The 16,375-nt window shown below is 54.9% G+C and carries 19 protein-coding genes; 12 read left to right on the top strand and 7 right to left on the bottom strand.

Annotated elements, in window-relative coordinates:
* Positions 1-18: 18 nt before the first annotated feature.
* Together LJA86_RS11605 and LJA86_RS11600 are read right to left on the bottom strand one after the other, a co-directional pair.
* On the bottom strand, positions 19-1,989 hold the full coding sequence (locus tag LJA86_RS11605; RefSeq protein ID WP_048029670.1) for a glycoside hydrolase family 127 protein: 1,971 nt from the start codon (positions 1,987-1,989) through the stop codon (positions 19-21).
* A gap of 7 nt (positions 1,990-1,996) precedes the next feature.
* Positions 1,997-3,403, bottom strand: a complete 1,407-nt coding sequence (locus LJA86_RS11600) for an MFS transporter (RefSeq protein ID WP_229226176.1) — start codon at positions 3,401-3,403, stop codon at positions 1,997-1,999.
* A 297-nt stretch (positions 3,404-3,700) separates the two neighbouring features.
* Between LJA86_RS11600 and LJA86_RS11595 the strand changes: the two genes are divergently transcribed.
* From LJA86_RS11595 to hisP, 7 genes are all read left to right on the top strand, one after another.
* Complete coding sequence (locus LJA86_RS11595) at positions 3,701-4,714, top strand: LacI family DNA-binding transcriptional regulator (protein WP_229226175.1); 1,014 nt, start codon at positions 3,701-3,703, stop codon at positions 4,712-4,714.
* 41 nt (positions 4,715-4,755) lie between these two features.
* On the top strand, positions 4,756-5,325 hold the full coding sequence (locus LJA86_RS11590; protein WP_229226174.1) for a UbiX family flavin prenyltransferase: 570 nt from the start codon (positions 4,756-4,758) through the stop codon (positions 5,323-5,325).
* Between the two features lie 291 nt (positions 5,326-5,616).
* On the top strand, positions 5,617-6,399 hold the full coding sequence (gene argT / locus LJA86_RS11585) for a lysine/arginine/ornithine ABC transporter substrate-binding protein ArgT (protein ID WP_023616063.1): 783 nt from the start codon (positions 5,617-5,619) through the stop codon (positions 6,397-6,399).
* A gap of 226 nt (positions 6,400-6,625) precedes the next feature.
* Positions 6,626-7,408, top strand: a complete 783-nt coding sequence (gene hisJ, locus LJA86_RS11580; RefSeq protein WP_008502592.1) for a histidine ABC transporter substrate-binding protein HisJ — start codon at positions 6,626-6,628, stop codon at positions 7,406-7,408.
* An 88-nt stretch (positions 7,409-7,496) separates the two neighbouring features.
* Complete coding sequence (locus LJA86_RS11575) at positions 7,497-8,183, top strand: histidine ABC transporter permease HisQ (RefSeq protein WP_014832782.1); 687 nt, start codon at positions 7,497-7,499, stop codon at positions 8,181-8,183.
* Complete coding sequence (locus LJA86_RS11570; protein ID WP_008502590.1) at positions 8,180-8,896, top strand: ABC transporter permease; 717 nt, start codon at positions 8,180-8,182, stop codon at positions 8,894-8,896. Before LJA86_RS11575 ends, LJA86_RS11570 begins: the two co-directional genes overlap by 4 nt.
* A gap of 8 nt (positions 8,897-8,904) precedes the next feature.
* A complete protein-coding gene (hisP, locus tag LJA86_RS11565) occupies positions 8,905-9,678 on the top strand; it encodes a histidine ABC transporter ATP-binding protein HisP (RefSeq protein WP_045908735.1) in 774 nt (257 codons plus the stop codon).
* 98 nt (positions 9,679-9,776) lie between these two features.
* Here the strand turns inward: hisP and LJA86_RS11560 are convergent, their stop codons facing one another.
* From LJA86_RS11560 to yfcG, 4 genes are all read right to left on the bottom strand, one after another.
* Positions 9,777-10,286 (bottom strand): GNAT family N-acetyltransferase, encoded by a 510-nt coding sequence (locus LJA86_RS11560; protein WP_177317709.1) that lies wholly within the window; start codon positions 10,284-10,286, stop codon positions 9,777-9,779.
* A 44-nt stretch (positions 10,287-10,330) separates the two neighbouring features.
* Positions 10,331-11,224 (bottom strand): TIGR01777 family oxidoreductase, encoded by an 894-nt coding sequence (locus LJA86_RS11555; protein WP_045908733.1) that lies wholly within the window; start codon positions 11,222-11,224, stop codon positions 10,331-10,333.
* 13 nt (positions 11,225-11,237) lie between these two features.
* Positions 11,238-11,606, bottom strand: coding sequence for a dihydroneopterin triphosphate 2'-epimerase (gene folX / locus LJA86_RS11550; protein WP_023616057.1), 369 nt, complete (start codon positions 11,604-11,606; stop codon positions 11,238-11,240).
* Positions 11,607-11,681: 75 nt separating this feature from the next.
* Positions 11,682-12,311, bottom strand: coding sequence for a GSH-dependent disulfide bond oxidoreductase (gene yfcG / locus LJA86_RS11545; protein ID WP_032646621.1), 630 nt, complete (start codon positions 12,309-12,311; stop codon positions 11,682-11,684).
* Positions 12,312-12,451: 140 nt separating this feature from the next.
* Between yfcG and yfcF the strand changes: the two genes are divergently transcribed.
* The 3 genes from yfcF to yfcD are packed head-to-tail and all read left to right on the top strand — an operon-like array spanning position 12,452 to position 14,314.
* Entirely contained in the window at positions 12,452-13,096 is a 645-nt protein-coding gene (yfcF, locus tag LJA86_RS11540; protein ID WP_229226173.1) for a glutathione transferase, read from the top strand.
* Between the two features lie 56 nt (positions 13,097-13,152).
* A complete protein-coding gene (gene yfcE, locus LJA86_RS11535) occupies positions 13,153-13,704 on the top strand; it encodes a phosphodiesterase (protein ID WP_063622172.1) in 552 nt (183 codons plus the stop codon).
* Between the two features lie 55 nt (positions 13,705-13,759).
* Positions 13,760-14,314: an NUDIX hydrolase YfcD gene (yfcD, locus tag LJA86_RS11530; RefSeq protein WP_025757169.1), complete on the top strand. Its 555-nt coding sequence runs from the start codon at positions 13,760-13,762 to the stop codon at positions 14,312-14,314.
* A gap of 3 nt (positions 14,315-14,317) precedes the next feature.
* Here yfcD and LJA86_RS11525 read toward each other — a convergent pair whose 3' ends face one another.
* Positions 14,318-15,337 (bottom strand): LacI family DNA-binding transcriptional regulator, encoded by a 1,020-nt coding sequence (locus tag LJA86_RS11525; RefSeq protein WP_024908958.1) that lies wholly within the window; start codon positions 15,335-15,337, stop codon positions 14,318-14,320.
* 234 nt (positions 15,338-15,571) lie between these two features.
* Between LJA86_RS11525 and LJA86_RS11520 the strand changes: the two genes are divergently transcribed.
* Both LJA86_RS11520 and LJA86_RS11515 read left to right on the top strand, forming a co-directional pair.
* The gene (locus LJA86_RS11520) at positions 15,572-16,015 is read left to right on the top strand and encodes a PTS sugar transporter subunit IIA (RefSeq protein WP_229226172.1); all 444 of its coding nucleotides are present in this window, start codon (positions 15,572-15,574) and stop codon (positions 16,013-16,015) included.
* Positions 16,016-16,095: 80 nt separating this feature from the next.
* Entirely contained in the window at positions 16,096-16,368 is a 273-nt protein-coding gene (locus LJA86_RS11515) for a PTS sugar transporter subunit IIB (protein WP_024908960.1), read from the top strand.
* The last annotated feature ends 7 nt before the right edge of the window (positions 16,369-16,375 follow it).

The following is a 16,375-nucleotide window of genomic DNA, read 5'->3' as shown; positions in this document are numbered from 1 at the left end:
ATGCCGCCCTTCGATTTTTTAACTGCCTTCATTCACCCAGATTCGCATTTCTCCTTCCCCTCTGTTCGCCCAGCTAAACCACGGAATGAACGTCAGCGTCTGCGTTTCCACCGCCGTTTGGCGCGTATCAAAGCTATACAGCGGTTTTTCTTCCCGCGCCGTCTGAACACGCAATCCTTCTGCTTGCAGCAACATTTTGCCTTTCAGCACTCCCGTGCCCGGCATCTCGAAAAATTCGCTCTCTTGCGGCAAGCTCAGGTTATGCAATTCTGCGCCGTTATCCACCTCTTCCAGACAGTAGACCAGCGGCCCGCGCTGGATCGCCACTTTACCGGCCGCGTGGCGTACCAGCGGGTTGGCGTAGATGCGACGGATAGTCATTGGCAAATGCAGCGTAATGACGTCACCTTCCTGCCATGTGCGGTGCAGGTGCAGATAGCCTTTGATATTTTCACCCTGAGCTGCTTCACCATTGACCAGAACCTGCGGGGCCGCACACCATTCAGGAAGGCGCAACGCCAGCGTATGCGCCACGAGCCCGGGATGGCTAAAACGAATCGTCACGTTTTCATCCCACGGGTAGTTGCCCTCAATGTTGAGTGCCAGTGTCTGAGTATTCACCGTAAATTGCGCTTCGCTACCGGCGTAGAAGTTGATGAACAGCGCATCCGGGCGAGGGGTGTAAATGTAATGACCGATAGCCACTAACGTGCGCGCAATATTGGGCGGGCAGCAGGCGCATCCGAACCAGCGCTGGCGAACCGGTTTGATATGGTCATAGATGTGGTTATGCGGAATGCTTTTCGGGTAGGTTTCCAGCGGGTTAACGTAAAAGAAGTGCTTACCGTCAAGGGCCATACCGCCCAGGACGGTATTATAGAATGCCCGCTCCATGACATCGGCATAGTGTGCATCGCCTTCCATTTCCAGCATCCGGCGGGCAAACATCATCAGGCCGATTGAGGCACAGCTTTCACCGTAGGCGGTGTCGTTTGGTAGGTCGTAGTCGCTGGTAAACGCTTCCCCGATCCCCTGTGAACCGATACCGCCGGTGATATACATCCGCCGCTGAACCATATTGGTCCAGATGCGCAGGCAGCTCTGGCGCTTCTCTTCATCGTTCGTCATGCGCGCGATATGCGCGAGGCCTGCCATCAGGTATACCGAACGCACTGCGTGGCCTACGGCTTCATGTTGTTCGCTGAGCGGCTTATGCGCGTGGGTATAGCTTTTGTCTTTGATCATCCCCGGCCAGGCATCGCCCCAGCCGACCCAGTGGCGCGTGCCGCCGCGTTTTTCAAACTCAATATCGTAATAGTGCGGCTGCTGGCCGCGCTCTTCGACAAAGAAACGGGCCAGCGCCTGATAGCGTGGCTCACGGGTGATCTCATACAAGCGCATCAGCGCCAGTTCGATTTCCGGGTGGCCTGGATAACCGCGAAGCTGACCGGGACCCGGGCCGAATACCGAGTCGATGTGATCGGCAAAACGGCAGGCGATTTCAAGCAGGCGGCGCTTGCCGGTGGCGTTAAAAAACGCGACCGCCGCTTCGAACAGATGCCCGGCACAGTAAAGCTCGTGACATTCGGCCAGATTGGTCCAGCGCTGACCTGGCTCTTTCACGGTATACCAGGTGTTCAGATAGCCATCTTCGCACTGAGCCTGCGCCAGCAGTTCGATTACCTCATCGGCAGTTTTTTCAAGCTGTGGGTCCGGCTTCTGGCGTAAAGACCAGGCGACCGCTTCCAGCCATTTGGTGACGTCACTGTCCTGAAAGACCATGCCATAAAACTCACCGTGCTCCAGCCCGGCGGCGATACGGTAGTTGGCCAGCGCGTGGCTGGGCTCCGCCTCCGGGAGTGCATCATTCAGGGCTTCCCACTGATAGGGGATCACGACGTCGCGGATGAGGCGTTGATATTCCCCTAAAAACGGGTCGGTAACGGTGATTCGATTCAGATCGGCTTCAATCACATCAGACTGCATCATGTTTACCTCAGGAAATGTGTGAATGTCGTTGGTGAAGATCGGTTGAAATACGTTTCATCATTGGGCCGTTGAGGCGGCACTTCAGCAGGCACATGGCCAGCACAAAGTGGAACAGCGCCGGAACCAGGCTTTGCAGCAGGATGATGCCGTGAACAGATGCCGGGGTCTGATTAACAAGACCTGGCTGATAAGCCACCATAATCAGGATCAGGCTGATTATGCCGCCAGAAGAGGCCCAGGAGAGCTTGATGAAAAAGAGATTGAAGGCGAAGTTCATTCCGGAGGAGCGCACGCCCGTTTTCCATTCACCGTAGTCATCCGCGAAGGCCATAATTGAGAAGTGCAGCGGCAGGGTGAAGCCCTGGATCACGCTATTAATGGCAATGCACACCAGCCACAGTGTCTGGTATTGCGGCCCGGTTGGGAGGAAGTACATGCCAATGCCGAAAGCGACCAGCACCAGGTTGGTCCAGAAATACAGACGCACCATATCCACGTGGCGGGAGAGCGGGTTGACAATGATCGCACCGGCAATTCCGGCTACGGTAAGGATCCCGAAGAACAGTGACATATATCCCGCGCTGCCCTGAAGCACGTAGGAGATAAAATACATATACCCGCCACCGCGAATGCACAGGATGTTGACCAGCAGGAAAGACATCACCAGCATCATCAGCAGTTGATCGTTTTTACGCAGCCCCTGTAAATGCTCGCTCAGGGTAAAATTGCCTGCCAGCGACAGCGGCACGCGTTCTTTCACCCAGAAGAAGCACAGCAAAAACATCACCACCCCAATGGTGCACAGCACGATCACGCCGTACTGATACCCTTTAGCCAGATTGCCCTGGCCGAAATACTCCACCATCCAGGGCAGGCCTACCGCCACCAGAAAACCGGCAATGCCGCTTAACACAAAGCGCCATGACTGGCAGGACATCACCTGATCATGGCGGTTGGTAATCGCGTTAATCAGTGCGCAGTAAGGTACGTTGTTGGCGGTGTAGCCAATGGAGAGCAGGAAATAGGTACCAAAGGCCCAGGCGATTTTCGCATTCGGCCCCATATCCGGCACGGTAAAGGTCAGAATGCCGATCACGCCAAGCGGTACGGCAGTCCACAGTTGCCAGGGACGGAAACGGCCCCAGCGGCTGCGTGTGCGGTCAGCGATAATGCCCATTACCGGGTCGGAGACAGCATCGAAAATACGCAGTACGAAGAACATCGCCCCGACAATCGCCGGGCTCAGACCAAACACGTCGGTATAGAAAAAAAGTAAAAAACCGCTGATCAAATCAGAGATACAGTGCCCGCCCGCGTCCCCTAATCCGTAGCCAATTTTTTCGCGGGTGGAGAGGGTTTCTCCCGCATCAACAGCGCGTGGTACATCACTATCCAGATCATCGACAGTAGCCATAACTCATCCCATATGCAGTAGCAGTTAGCGATCGTTTAGCAAGCCATTACGACATTTCTCTGGCTTTTTTCGTAAAAATTAAACGCAGGTGAGCATAGATCTGGCCTGCTATATCGGTATATGGCGATGTGTATTCAATGTGAAATTGATCTTATTTTTTACTAAAAATAGATTATTTATAGTGATGTTGATCTCTCAATGGCGTGGGGACGCGATTTGACGTGGGGTTTTGTTGCCGGAGTGAGTAAGATGTAGTGAGTAAAGGGGCAGAGCGACTGAAAGGTAAACCGTAAAAAAATGGTAAAAAAGACCCGAATTAAGGACATTGCTACAGCAAGCGGCGTGTCGATTGCGGCGGTATCGCGCGCCCTGAAAGGACAGCCAGGCCTGAGTGAAGAGACTCGCCAGCGTATCCTGTCTATTGCCGAAGCTGAAGGTTATGACTTCAGTCGTTTACGTAATGGGCGCATTAAGCGCCTGCTGTTTTTGCTCCACAAGCAGCACAATATTGCCAGCGCCTTACCTTTTTATTCGTCTGTTATGCTGGGCGTTGTCGATGCATGTCGGGAAAATGACGTTGCCATGAGCTTTCAGCCCGTCGGCCCGGAAGATTCGATCAGTGAGATTGTTAACCTGCATCAGCCCGATGCGCTGATTTGCGCCGGTTATATGGAGCCTGAGGTATTACGCGAGATCCACAAAATAGCGCTGCCCACAGTGCTGGTCGACCTGTGGGCGCCAGACTTCCCTTGCGTGAACCCGGATAATTTCCACGGTGGTTTTGTGGCGACGCGGCATCTTATCCAGCAGGGCAGAAGGCGGATTGCCTTTCTGGGGCACTCTTTACACCATTACAGCATTCGCCAGCGTGTGGAAGGCTACCAGCAGGCACTATTTGATGCCGGGCTGACGTTATCCCCTGAGTACCGGGTTGACGTGCCGCCGGTGAAAGACATTGAACAGGCGCTGGTTGAGGGGATGCGTCATCTTCTCACCTTGCCTCGTCCGCCGGATGCTATCTTTGCTTATAACGACGTTGCCGCGCTGGTGGCGATGCGTGTATGCGTGCGAAAGGGGCTGAGAGTTCCGGAGGATATGGCGATTGTCGGTTTCGACGATATTGATGCCGCGGCATGGGCCTACCCTCCGTTGACCACGGTAGCGATTGATAAGCGGGAGCTAGGCCGGGATGCGTTTCGCCTTTTGCTGAATGAAGAGGGCGAAAGAAACTTGCTCCAGCCTGTGCGCCTTGTCATTCGTGAAAGCTCAGGCAGCGAAGCATCGCATGCACTGTTGCACCCGGCAGGTTAATCCGGCAAAGTTTGCGCCATTATGCGGAAGAGGCCATTTTAGTGAAACGACTCATAGTAGGGATAAGCGGTGCCAGCGGCGCGATTTACGGCGTACGTTTGTTACAGGTTCTGCGTAACGTGGTGGACGTCGAAACCCATCTGGTGATGAGCCAGGCGGCGCGGCAGACCCTCTCTCTGGAAACCGATCTCTCCCTGCGCGATGTTCAGGCGCTGGCGGATGTCGTTCACGATGCCCGTGATATCGCTGCCAGCATCTCCTCAGGCTCGTTTAAAACAGCCGGTATGGTTATCCTGCCCTGTTCAATTAAAACGCTCTCCGGCATTGTGAATAGCTATACGGACACCCTGGTGACGCGCGCGGCGGATGTGGTACTGAAGGAGCGGCGTCCTCTGGTGCTGTGCGTGCGGGAAACGCCGCTGCACCTGGGCCATCTGCGCTTAATGACGCAGGCTGCGGAGCTGGGCGCGGTCATCATGCCGCCGGTACCCGCGTTCTACCATCGCCCGCAAACGCTGGACGACGTCATCAACCAGACGGTTAACCGGGTGCTCGATCAGTTTGACATCGACCTGCCCGACGATCTCTTCACCCGCTGGCAGGGTGCCTGAATCTGTGCACAAACCAGGTGCATGAAAAGACAAGTTGCCCTGTTTCAGGGCAATTATGCAACGGCGATCATATCCTCGACATTTAATTCGTTTTTTCCCTTTTTCTCTCTCCGGTTCGTTCGGCAGACCTGCTATCTTTCACCATTAAGGCAATATCGCAACGTTTTATTAACATATTTAACGTCGAAGTTTTGACCAGACGGCAATGTGGCATAAGACCTGCAAGATGAAGCCTGCAACACAACACACAACACAATACATAATAAAATCACGGTACTTGAGGGTAAATGTATGAAGAAGACGGTTCTGGCTCTGTCTTTGCTCGTGGGGTTAAGTGCGGCAGCAGGTAGCTACGCAGCGCTTCCACAGACGGTACGTATCGGTACAGACGCAACCTACGCGCCATTCTCTTCCAAGGATGCGAAAGGCGATTTCGTGGGGTTTGATATCGATCTGGGTAATGAAATGTGCAAGCGCATTGCGGTGAAATGCACATGGGTGGGCAGCGACTTTGACGCGTTAATTCCGTCGCTGAAAGCCAAGAAAATCGACGCCATTATCTCTTCTCTCTCCATCACCGAAAAACGCCAGCAGGAGATTGCCTTTTCTGACAAGCTCTACGCCGCGGATTCTCGCCTGATTGCCCCTAAAGGCTCCCCGATTAAGCCCACCATCGACTCGCTGAAAGGCAAACACGTCGGCGTGCTTCAGGGTTCGACGCAGGAAGGCTATGCCAATGCTAACTGGCGTGAGAAGGGCGTAGACGTGGTGGCTTATCAGAACCAGGATCTGATTTACTCTGACCTGGCGGCAGGCCGTCTGGATGCGGCATTCCAGGATGAAGTCGCCGCGAGCGAAGGCTTCCTGAAGCAGCCTGCGGGCAAAGAATTCGCGTTTGCAGGCCCGTCGGTGAAAGACAAAAAGTACTTTGGTGACGGCACCGGGATTGGCCTGCGTAAGGATGATACCGAGCTGAAAGCCGCCTTTGACAAAGCCTTTGCGGAGCTGCGTAAAGACGGTACTTACGACAAACTGGCGAAGAAATACTTCGACTTCAACGTATACGGTGAATAACACCTGGAGGTAACGCACCGTTACGGTGCGTTACGGGAGCGGTTGACCCAATACGGTGCATGTGTTGCACCGTATTGGATCGCTTTGTGCATACTTACGCATTTATAATGCAAAAATTCCCGCCTGAAAGGCATTAATCTTTGCCTGACTGAGGGGATTAATGGCACATTAGCACCACCCCGTCGTCGTAAAAATCCCGTATGAAGACAGTTTGTTGAGGACAAATATGAAAAAACTCGTGTTGTCATTATCACTGGTACTGGCCTTTTCCAGCGCCACCGCGGCATTCGCAGCTATTCCGCAGAAAATTCGCATTGGTACCGACCCTACCTATGCGCCGTTCGAATCGAAGAATTCAAAGGGTGAACTGGTCGGTTTTGACATCGATCTGGCCAATGAGCTGTGCAAACGCATCAAAGCACAGTGTACCTACGTTGAGAACCCGCTGGATGCGCTGATCCCTTCCCTGAAAGCGAAAAAAATCGACGTGATCATGTCCTCCCTCTCCATCACCGAAAAACGCCAGCAGGAGATTGCCTTCACCGACAAACTCTACGCGGCCGATTCACGTCTGGTGGTGGCGAAATCGTCTGACATTCAGCCAACGCTGGAGTCGCTGAAGGGTAAACGCGTGGGCGTGCTGCAGGGCACTACCCAGGAAACCTACGGTAACGAACACTGGGCACCGAAGGGGATTGAAATTGTCTCCTATCAGGGCCAGGAAAATATCTACGCTGACCTGACGGCAGGCCGTATTGATGCCGCATTCCAGGATGAAGTCGCGGCTAGCGAAGGCTTCCTGAAAACGCCGGTAGGTAAAGATTACAAGTTTGGCGGCCCGTCCATTAAGGATGTGAAGTTGTTTGGTGTGGGCACCGGTATGGGCCTGCGCAAAGAAGACAACGAGCTGCGTGAGGCGCTGAACAAGGCGTTCGCTGAAATGCGCGCAGACGGCACCTACGACAAGCTGGCGAAAAAGTACTTTGATTTTAATGTTTACGGCGGCTAATCGCCCCGTCATATAACGTGCGGCCCCTCCCACGGCGGGAGGGGAAAAGACACGGTTCCACCACTCACGATACGACAGGGCTCGCGGTATGCTGTACGGATTTTCTGGCGTTATTTTACAGGGCGCGCTTGTCACCCTTGAGCTGGCTATCAGCTCCGTGGTGCTGGCGGTGCTGATAGGTCTGGCAGGCGCAGGGGCGAAGCTTTCGGCTAACAAACCGCTGGCGCTAATCTTTGAAGGCTACACCACGCTTATTCGCGGCGTTCCCGATCTGGTGCTGATGCTGCTGATCTTTTACGGTCTGCAGATTGCGCTGAACAGCGTGACGGACGCGATGGGCATGGGACAAATTGATATCGACCCAATGGTGGCCGGTATTATTACCCTCGGTTTTATCTACGGCGCCTACTTCACCGAAACCTTCCGCGGTGCTTACATGGCCGTGCCGAAAGGTCACATTGAGGCGGCAACCGCATTTGGTTTTACCTCATCACAAACGTTTCGTCGGATTATGTTCCCGGCCATGATGCGCTATGCGCTCCCGGGCATCGGGAACAACTGGCAGGTTATCCTCAAAGCGACAGCGCTGGTCTCGCTGCTCGGTCTGGAAGACGTCGTGAAAGCGACTCAACTGGCGGGCAAGAGTACCTGGGAGCCGTTCTACTTTGCGGTGGTCTGTGGCGTGATTTATCTGGTCTTTACGACCGTCTCCAATGGTGTGCTGCTTCTGCTCGAGCGTCGCTACTCCGTGGGTGTGAAGAGGGCTGACCTGTGATTGAGATTATTCAGGAATACTGGAAATCGCTGCTGTGGACGGATGGGTACCGCTTTACCGGCGTGGCGATTACGCTCTGGCTGCTGATCTCCTCCGTAGTGATGGGCGGCATTCTGGCGGTGTTTCTCGCCATTGGCCGCGTGTCGAACAATAAATTCATCCAGTTCCCGATCTGGCTCTTCACCTACGTGTTTCGCGGTACGCCGCTGTACGTGCAGTTGCTGGTGTTCTACTCGGGGATGTACACGCTTGAGATCGTAAAAGGCACTGAGATGCTGAATGCGTTCTTCCGCAGCGGTCTGAACTGTACGGTGCTGGCGTTGACGCTCAACACCTGCGCCTACACCACCGAGATTTTCGCGGGGGCAATTCGCTCTGTCCCTTACGGTGAGATTGAAGCCGCGCGGGCCTACGGCTTCTCGTCGGTGAAACTCTACCGCTGCATCATTCTGCCGTCGGCCTTGCGTATCGCGTTACCGGCGTACAGTAACGAAGTGATTTTGATGCTGCACTCGACCGCGCTTGCCTTTACCGCGACGGTGCCGGATCTGCTTAAAATCGCGCGCGATATTAACTCCGCGACCTATCAGCCGTTTACCGCATTTGGCATTGCGGCGGTGCTCTATTTAATTATCTCTTATGTTCTGATTAGCCTGTTCCGTAAGGCTGAAAAACGCTGGTTGCAGCATATAAAACCTTCTTCGACGCACTGAGAAAGATGATGGCTGAGAACAAATTAAACGTTATTGATTTGCACAAACGCTACGGCGAACATGAAGTGCTGAAAGGGGTGTCGCTGCAGGCTAACGCGGGCGACGTGATCAGTATCATCGGCTCATCCGGCTCGGGTAAAAGTACCTTCCTGCGCTGCATTAACTTCCTGGAAAAGCCGAGCGAAGGCTCGATTGTGGTGAGTGGGCAGAACATCAATCTGGTGCGTGACAAAGACGGCCAGCTGAAGGTGGCCGATAAGCACCAGCTGCGTCTGCTGCGTACGCGTCTGACGATGGTGTTCCAGCATTTTAACCTCTGGAGCCACATGACGGTGCTGGAGAACGTGATGGAAGCGCCGGTTCAGGTGCTTGGCCTGAGCAAACATGAAGCCCGCGAGCGCGCGGTGAAATACCTGGCAAAAGTGGGCATCGACGAGCGCCAGCAGATGAAATACCCGGTGCATCTCTCCGGCGGTCAGCAGCAGCGTGTCTCCATCGCGCGCGCGCTGGCGATGGAGCCCGAGGTGCTGCTGTTCGACGAACCGACCTCCGCGCTCGACCCGGAACTCGTTGGCGAAGTGTTGCGCATCATGCAGAAGCTGGCTGAAGAGGGCAAAACGATGGTGGTGGTGACGCACGAGATGGGCTTTGCCCGTAACGTCTCGAACCACGTGATTTTCCTGCACCAGGGGAAAATTGAAGAGCAGGGGCATCCGGACGAGGTGCTGGCGAACCCGCAAAGCCCGCGTTTGCAGCAGTTCCTTAAAGGCTCCCTGAAGTAAGAGGGCATCAGACCGCAGTGCAGCACAGTTGCCCGGTGGCGCTTCGCTTACCGGGCCTACAAAACCGTAGGCCGGGCAAACGCAGTGCCGCCCGGCATTCAGGCCGCACTACACTCCAGCCGGTACACCCAGTCGTCATAGCGCACGCCGTCAATCTCATACGCCTTTTCCAGCACCTGCATACGCACAAACCCGGCTTTCTCCAGCACCCGCACCGACCCGCCGTTGTCCGCCAGCACGTACGCGTTAATCGCCTTCACGCCGGTCTGGTTGAACGCATAATCACACACCGCGCGCAGCGCCTCGCTGGCGATACCTTTCCCTTGCGCGGCAGGCACAACCGTATAGCCGATATCCGCCTCTTCACGATTCTCTGCGCTGATTTGCAGGCCGATATCGCCCAGTGGCGTATCATCATCCCGGGCGCGAATAACAAACACATGAGCAGCAGCGAGTCGCGCGGCAAACACGCGTCGGGTCTCTTTTTCCGGGGCGATGGCGGCCATATAGCGCATGATGGCGCGATCTTCACGCAGCGAGCGGAAGAACGCCCAGTCAGAGGGTTCGAAAGGGGTGAGGTGAAGTCGGGGTGTGGTGATGGTTGCCATTGTTACGCCATATCTTCGGAAAATGGCCTGTCACTGTACCATATTCACCGCACCACATCCCCCAGCGCCTCTTCTAATTCATACCAGCGGAACGCAAACCCGGCCGCTTCCAGTCGTTTTGGCAGCGCTCTCTGTCCGCCTAATACCAGAACAGACGCTTCACCCATCAGCAGACGAATGACCGTGGCAGGCACGCGCAAAATTGCCGGACGGTGCAGGGCATGCCCCAGCGCGTGAGCAAACTGTTCATTACGCACCGGATATGGTGCAACCATATTGAACGGCCCGCGCAGATCGTTATCCAGCAGCCAGAGAATCCCGTTGACCATATCGTCGATATGGATCCAGGCCATATACTGACGGCCATTACCAATGGGGCCCCCAAGTCCGAGCCTGAAAGGGGGAAGCATCTTCGCCAAAATGCCGCCTTTCGGCGCCAGAACGACACCGGTCCGCAGCAGGCAGACGCGGGTTCGATCGCTTTGCGCCGCACTGGCGATACGCTCCCACTGGGCACAGAGTTTGTGGGTAAACTCGTTATGGGGCGGCTCTTCCTCGGTCACCACCACCTCGCCAAGATCGCCGTAGTAGCCCACTGCGGAACCCGAAATCAGCACTGAAGGCGGCGTGTGGCTGTTGCGGATCAGCTCGACCAGCTTTTCGGTGATGTTCCACCGGCTGCTGCATAACAGCTGTTTTTGCTCTTCCGTCCAGCGCTTATCGGCGATGGGTTCACCCGCGAGGTTAATGACGGCGTCGAAGCCGTCCAGATTTTGCTGATCGGCCAGATTTTTCCAGATATCGACACCCGCCCCCAGCACCTGACGCGCTTTCTCCGGGCTGCGCGTGACCACGGTAATGTCGTGATGCAAGGCCTGCAGACGCGCAATGAGGTGACGACCAATCAGGCCTGTACCGCCGGTCAGCAAAATCTTCATACAACCTCCAGGTTTACGCCTGGCGCCGCCAGCTTAACGTCATGGAGACGGAATCGGCGTAGCGCAGGGCGTGAAGTTTATCGATCTCAACTTCAGCATAAGTGACCCAGTGATGTTCGCGTGCGATATCGAGCACATCCTGAGTTAATTTTTCCAGCAGAGAGAAGCGGTTATTCTCCACAAACTGGATAATGTTCTTGGTGATTGTGCGGTAGTTCAGCGCGTCATTGATATCTTCGCTGGCGCGCGCTTTGTCTGCGGGATAGTGAATCACCACGTTAATGACAATATCCTGACGGTTGGCGATCTCTTCCTCTTTGATACCGATAAAGGTACGCAGGCGTAAATTTTTTATACGAATAATGGCGTCTGGCTGTGACATTGCAGGTCTTCTCCGTGTCAGTATTTCCTGCCCATAATACATGAGTGCCTCACAGGCACCCAGCCTCATACCGGGTTAAATTTGCTGGATTTTTTGCATCGCCCGCTCGGTCGCCGGGCGGGTCCGGATGCGCTCGAACCAGTTGTTTACCGCCGGGTAAGAGGCCAGGTCAATTCGGTGTTTTTCATGCGTATTCACCCATGGCCAGCAGGCGATATCGGCAATACTGTAATGATCGCCCCCGAGCCACGGCGTTTTCTTCAGCCGACGGTTCAGAACATCATAGAGCCGCTGCGTCTCGACCTGATAGCGTTCTATCGCGTAAGGAATGGGCTGCGGGGCGTAAGCGGTAAAGTGATGATTTTGACCCAGCATGGGGCCCAGCCCGCTCGCCTGCCAGAAAAGCCACTGCAGGGTATGGTGACGCTCACGCAGCTCGCCGCTCAGCAGCTTGCCGGTTTTCTCTGCCAGATAGAGCAAAATTTCACCGGATTCAAACAGGCTCAACGGTCTGCCCCCGTCCGCTGGCTGGTTATCAATAATGGCCGGGATTTTATTGTTCGGCGAGATAGCCAGAAAAAGAGGGCTGAACTGTTCGCCTTTGCTGATATCCACGCGAATGATCCTGTAATCCAGCTCGGCTTCTTCAAGAAAGAGGGTGATCTTATGGCCGTTTGGGGTAGGGGCGTAATAAAGGTCGATCATTCTCAACTCCTGTCCATGCGAAGAGTGGTGCCATGACAAATGAGTATAGGTGGTTGTTGTAAATCGTGAGTTTTCATCAAGTGACAGCGAGGCAAAGAGATTATATGTTGAGTAAAAACCGATCAGCCTATGAGGATGTTATGAACCAGCCCGTCATCACGTTGTGGTCCGATGCGAACTTCTTTTCTCCCTATGTTATGAGCGTATACGTTGCGCTGGCCGAAAAAGGGCTCACCTTTACGCTGAAGACCGTTGATCTTGACGGTGGTGAGCATCTTAAACCGCACTGGCAGGGCTACGATCTGACCCGACGCGTGCCGGTGCTGGAGATTGATGGATTTGCCCTGAGCGAATCGTCGGCGATCGATGAGTATCTGGAAGATCGGTTCGCCCCGCCGGAGTGGGAACGTATCTATCCTCACGATCTGCAAAAGCGCGCCCGGGCGCGGCAGATCCAGGCGTGGCTGCGAAGCGATCTGGTGCCGATTCGCGTCGAACGCTCCACGGACGTTGTGTTTGCCGGGGTGAAAAAGCCAGCTCTCAGCGCAGAAGGTGCAGAAAGCGCGCAGAAGCTGATTGAAACCGCCACCTCGCTGCTCGCCCATGGCAACCCAAACCTGTTCGGCGAGTGGTGCATTGCCGATGCCGATCTGGCGTTGATGTTAAACCGCCTGATCCTCAACGGTGATGAGGTGCCGCAACTGCTGGTGGATTATGCCGCGTTCCAGTGGCAGCGTGCCTCCGTGCAGCGCTATGTGGCACTCTCGGCTAAGCGCGCGGGCTGATAAGCCCTGCCGCTTCAGGTATCATGGGGGCAGTCTGTTTTCCCGAGGAGTGACTGATGAAACTGATGTTTGCGTCGGATATCCATGGATCGCTGCCCGCTACCGAGCGTGTCCTTTCCCTGTTTGCACAAAGCGGTGCGCAGTGGCTGATTATTTTGGGCGACGTGTTGAATCACGGCCCGCGCAACGCGCTGCCGGAGGGCTATGCCCCTGCGCAGGTCGCGGAAAAACTCAACCAGTTCGCCTCGCGCATCATTGCCGTTCGCGGCAACTGCGACAGCGAAGTGGACCAGATGCTGCTGCATTTCCCCCTTACCGCACCGTGGCAACAGGTGCTGCTTGAACAACACCGCCTGTTCCTGACCCACGGGCATCTTTTCAGCCCGGATAATCTTCCGGCCCTCGCGGCTGGCGATGTCCTGGTTTACGGTCATACTCATATTCCGGTTGCGGAAAAACGCGGTGAGATTTATCACTTTAACCCGGGCTCGGTCAGCATCCCAAAAGGCGGATATCCTGCGAGCTACGGCATGCTGGAAGGAAATACCCTGAGCGTTATCGCACTTAATGATCAGCAAGTTATTGCGCAGGTAGCGATTAATCCGTAAGTTACACCTCAACTGCAAACGCGCCGAAAGAGCGCTTAGAAGAGAAGGTTTCCCGATGGTGGAGCAGAGTCATTTGGCAAGTACAGAGTGGGTTGACATTGTCAACGAAGAGAATGAAGTGATCGCGCAGGCCAGCCGTGAGCAAATGCGTGCGGAGCGCCTGCGTCACCGTGCGACATATATCGTTGTGCATGACGGTATGGGTAAAATTCTGGTTCAGCGCCGCACGGACACGAAAGATTTTCTCCCGGGTATGCTGGATGCTACTGCAGGTGGCGTCGTCCAGGCGGATGAAGTGCTGCTGGATTCCGCGCGTCGTGAAGCGGAAGAAGAGTTAGGCATTGCCGGTGTGCCGTTTGCCGAGCACGGGCAGTTCTACTTCGAGGATGAACACTGCCGCGTCTGGGGCGGGCTGTTTAGCTGCGTCTCTCACGGCCCGTTCGCCCTGCAGGAAGAAGAAGTCAGCGAAGTGAACTGGATGACGCCGGAGGAGATTACCGCGCGCTGCGACGAGTTCACGCCGGATTCGTTAAAAGCGCTGGCGCTCTGGATGAGCCGCAACGCCAATAACGAATCGACCAAATCAGAGAAAGAGGAAGAGGCTGAGTAAGCTTCAGCAACTCTCTCTCAGACACAGACTGGACGCGATGGGCTTTTGATCGCGCCAGTCTCCGCCATTCAGGCGCTCCAGTAACGCTTTCCCGGCTTCAATTCCAATCTTACGATGCGGCACCGCCATGGTCGTCAGCGGCGGCTGACAGACGCGGCTCACGTCGCTATCGCCAAAACCTACCACCGCCAGATCGTCCGGCACTTTGATTCGCCTGCGCTGGCACTCGTACAGCGCGCCGCAGGCCAGCTCGTCAGAGACGCACACCAGCGCATCCAGCTCCGGCCAGGCCAGCAGGAACTCGGGCAGCTGCGCCGCGCCGGTCGAGAAGCTCGGCGGCATCGCCGCGTTAATGACCCGGTTCGGCGACATATGGTGGCGAAGCATGGCTTTGTACCAGCCCTGCAGATGCTGCTGGAAAATCCACTGCTCCTGGTTGGCACACAGCAGGCCAATATTCTGATAGCCGCGCTTAATGACCATCTCCGTGAGCTCATACATGGCCGCCACGTTATCAATCCCGATATTCATATCAATCGGATCGGCGCGCATGGCGCCCATCTCCATCACCGGAATTGAGGCGTTTTTCAGCCAGTGGCGAACGGTGTCGGTATGTTCAACGCTGAGCAGGATAGCGGCGGCAATGTTCGACGCCAGCAGCGTCTCCAGCAGTTTCTCCTCCTGCTCAAGACGATGCTGGGACTCAGCCAGCATGATCTGATACCCGGCAGGTTGCAGCACCTGCTGTAGCCCGGCGAACATCTCCGAGCAGCCTGCTTCGGAGAGGTTGGGCACCACCATGGCGATCGTCCATGACGACGCCGAGGCCAGGGCACTGGCGGCAAGATTAGGCATATAACCCAACTCCTGCACGGCAGCTTCAATTTTTTCTCGTAGTTTATCGGAAACCTGCTCGGGCGTGCGAAGCGCACGGGACACGGTCATCGTGCCCACACCAGCAAGCTGTGCGACATCGGCGAGTGTCACTTTACCAGTACTGCGCCGTTTTCGGGTTAGAGACATACACCTTCCTGCTGACCAGACGCGTTCTTATTTTCCTTCGTTTCACGTGACAGGCAGTATACGCCTTAAATCCCTTTTTTTGCTGTGATTTAGCAACGTGATTGCAATTTGATAGCGCTATCACATTTCTGCATGATAACGATTGGTAGCGCTATCTTTGTGATCGCGATCGCAGTCAATCAGTGATGCGTTGAATAAAGTTTGCTCATCTTAAGCGTGTCGCGGGAGTGAAAAGTGCTCAAAAAATGGATATATGATACAACCATCACGCTGCAGGAGAGCGTGGAAGACTGGCCGCAGGCGCTGGAGCTGTGCGCGAAGCCGCTGCTGGATTTGCAGGTGATTGAGCCTGAATACGTCACGGCCATCATCCAGCAGCACCACACGTTAGGACCTTATTATGTGCTGGCACCAGGGCTGGCGATGCCGCATGCGCGGCCGGAGGAAGGCGCCAAAGGACTGGGATTGTCGTTATTAAAACTAAAACAGGGCGTCTCGTTTGGTGCCGGTGAGTTTGACCCTGTCGACGTCATTATTATGCTCGCGGCACCCGACAAAAATAGCCATATCGAGATGATCTCGTCGCTGGCAGAGTTATTTTCCAGCGATACCGATATGGCCGAACTGCATCAGGTGAATACCCTGGAGGAAATTAAAAGGATTATTAACCGCTTCTGATTTAATTCTTTAATCCGGTTTTTCACAACATTACGCGTCAGCGTGATGGGGCGTACTCTACTCAAAATAAGGGGACAACAATGAAAATCATGGCTATTTGCGGTTCTGGCCTGGGCAGTAGTTTTATGGTCGAAATGAATATTAAAAAGGTGCTCAAAAAGCTGGAGATTGAAGCTGAGGTTGAACACTCCGATCTCTCCTCAGCCACGCCGGGCGCGGCCGATCTGTTCGTGATGGCAAAAGACATAGCCGCCAGCGCCAGCGTGCCGGAAAGCCAGCTGGTGGTGATCAACAACATCATCGACATCAACGAACTTGAAGCGCAGCTGCGCGGCTGGTTCGAAAGACAATAACCCTGAT

Origin of the sequence: Enterobacter sp. TCD1-1 (assembly GCF_020567405.1) — a bacterium.
Lineage (GTDB): Bacteria > Pseudomonadota > Gammaproteobacteria > Enterobacterales > Enterobacteriaceae > Enterobacter > Enterobacter quasiroggenkampii.
Note: the sequence above shows the minus strand (reverse complement) of the source record. Positions and strands in the feature narration are given on the sequence as shown.